At 71.5% G+C, this 2361-nt stretch carries 2 protein-coding genes and 1 pseudogene; 2 read left to right on the top strand and 1 reads right to left on the bottom strand.

What is annotated here, in order from left to right:
• Positions 1–177: 177 nt before the first annotated feature.
• Entirely contained in the window at positions 178–771 is a 594-nt protein-coding gene (locus IY392_RS15565; RefSeq protein WP_228549493.1) for a TetR/AcrR family transcriptional regulator, read from the bottom strand.
• A gap of 45 nt (positions 772–816) precedes the next feature.
• On the opposite strand from IY392_RS15565, the gene IY392_RS15560 reads away from it, so the two are divergent.
• Together IY392_RS15560 and IY392_RS15555 are read left to right on the top strand one after the other, a co-directional pair.
• On the top strand, positions 817–2046 hold the full coding sequence (locus IY392_RS15560; RefSeq protein ID WP_194861694.1) for an oxygenase MpaB family protein: 1230 nt from the start codon (positions 817–819) through the stop codon (positions 2044–2046).
• Positions 2047–2163: 117 nt separating this feature from the next.
• A pseudogene (locus IY392_RS15555) lies at positions 2164–2361 on the top strand (hypothetical protein); the annotation flags it as partial.

Genomic DNA, 2361 nt, shown 5'->3' with positions numbered 1-2361 from the left:
GCCCGTAGGCACACCCGGATGCCACCACGGCCGCGACGAGGGACAGGGCCACAGCGCAGCCGCGGAGGGGGCGAATAGTCATCGTGTCCCATTCTGCCGAAACCCGGCGACCCCCCGCCTCCGGGTATCCCCTGATCTCAGCCGCGCTGAGCTGATGTCGGCAGCGCTGCCCCGAACTCAGCCGCGTTGCGCGTATCCCCCGGCCAGAGCGGTGAACTCGTCGAGGAGCGCCTCCCGGCTGATCCGGGGCCGATCCAACACCCAGCGCACGGCCACGTTCTCCACCGCCATCACGATCACCCACGCGCGCACGGCGGGATCGCCGACCGGGACCCCCGCCGCGGAGAGGTAGACGGAGAGCAGTTCGCGCACCCGGAGCTCGAGCGCGTGCTGCGCGGCCCGGTGACGCACGGCGGGCAGCTCCTCCCACACGATCCGCAGCAGCCCGGCGTCCGCCTCCAGGGCGGTCAGCAGGGCGTCGGCGATCGAGCGCACCGAGCCGGGGTCCCGGACGTCGACGGGGCCGGCGCCGGCGAGGGAGGCGGCCACCCGATCGGAGATCTCGGCCGACCACCGGTTCATGACCTCGGTGACCAGGGCCGACTTGTCCGGGAAGTACTGGTACAGCGAGCCCGGGCTGACGTGAGCCTGGTCGGCCACGCGGTTGGTGGTGAACGACTCGTAGCCGTCACGCACGAGCACGATGCGAGCGGCGTCCACGATCCGCTCGACCATGGCCCGGGACCGTGCCTGCTGAGGGACCTTTCGCATGAACGCGAATTGTATGCGAGTAAAAACTCGCGTCATAGTTGCCCCATGACCACAGCGCCTGAGCGTGACGCCGTCACCACCCCGTATCCGACCCGACACCGCGAGGCCGAGGACCGCTCCCGCCGCATCGGCCGCGCCCTGAAGCACATCGCCCGCGTGGACCGGGTCGACGAGCACCTCATGGACCGACTGGGCCGCGGGTACCTGGAGAAGGACGAACCCGGCGCCCGGCTGGCCCGCGCCATGCGGCTGCGGTCCGGCGAGCCCGGGGCCGTGACCCGGCGACAACTCGACCAGGCCCTGACGAGCGGGACCGCGGGCCTGCCGGACGACGCCCCCGAGGCACTACGCGACTACCTCGCCCTGCTCGAGGACACCCCGGACTGGGTGGACTGGGATCAGATCGCCCGCGGACAGCGGGTGTACCTGCGCCTGGGCCAGAACGCCGCGGACATCCTGCTCCAGCTCTCCCTCATCGGGGGTTACCGCTTCGGCGGCCCCACCGACCTCCTCGTGGCCACCGGCGGACTGACCGGCAGCACCACGCTGCGGCGCCTGGCCGAGACCAGCCACTGGACCATGTCGCTGTCGATCCCCGACGGGTTGCGGCCGGGCGGCGAGTCGTGGCGCCTGACCGGGCACGTGCGGGCCATGCACGCGGTGGTCAACGAGGCCATGGAACCGCGCTGGGACACCGGACACTGGGGCCTGCCCATCAGCCAGAGCGACCTAGCCGCCACCCTGGGCCTCTTCGACGCCGTGGTCCTGTTGGGCGTACGCACCCTGGGCGTGCCGATCTCCCGCGAGGACTCCGACGCCGTGATGCACGTGTGGCGCTACGTGGGATGGCTGTTGGGGGTCGACGACGACTTCCTGGTCGACCACGAACGCGACCGGCACCGGATCAACTATCACATCCTGCTGGCGCAGGCCGGACTGAGCGAGGCCGGCCCGCAGCTGACCCAGGCCCTGGTCGCGGCCCAGCGCGAGCGCTCCCGCAGCGGGCCGTTGCCCGGCGTGCAGGCGTGGGTGGCGCACGAGCGACTCCTGAGCATGCTCACGGTGCTGCTCGGCCGCGAGTCCATGCGCGAGTTCGGGCTGCCGGTCCGCCCGCCGTGGGCGCACGCCTACCTGGTGGCGCTGAACGGGCTGCGGTACCGCACCCCGTGGGGCCGCGCCCGGCTCGACTCGTGGGGCGAGAAGGTCCGGGACCGCGAACGCAAGCAGACCTTCGGGGACGCCGCCGCCGACATCGGTCGCCCGCTGTCGTCATGAGGGATCCTCGCCTCATGAGGCCTGCTCGCCTTATCCCGACGAATTAGGTCCTTCCGGCTAATTACTCACAATTAGGCATTTTCGCCTCATGTCGGCCGAATGTGGCAGGATCGCCTCATGTACGTGGTGACGATCGACCAGCGCGGCAGCCGCGACGCGGACGACCTCGTGCCGGGACTGCTCGAGGCACTGGCGGACATCCCCTGCGCGGCCGTCTTCGAGCGCACCGCCGGCGACGAGGTCCAGGGCCTGCTCACGGACCCCGCCGCGGTGCGCCGCGCCGTACTCGTCGCGCTGCGCGGGGGCCAGTGGCAC

Source organism: Dietzia sp. SYD-A1, from assembly GCF_015356725.1.
GTDB lineage: Bacteria > Actinomycetota > Actinomycetes > Mycobacteriales > Mycobacteriaceae > Dietzia.
Note: the sequence above shows the minus strand (reverse complement) of the source record. Positions and strands in the feature narration are given on the sequence as shown.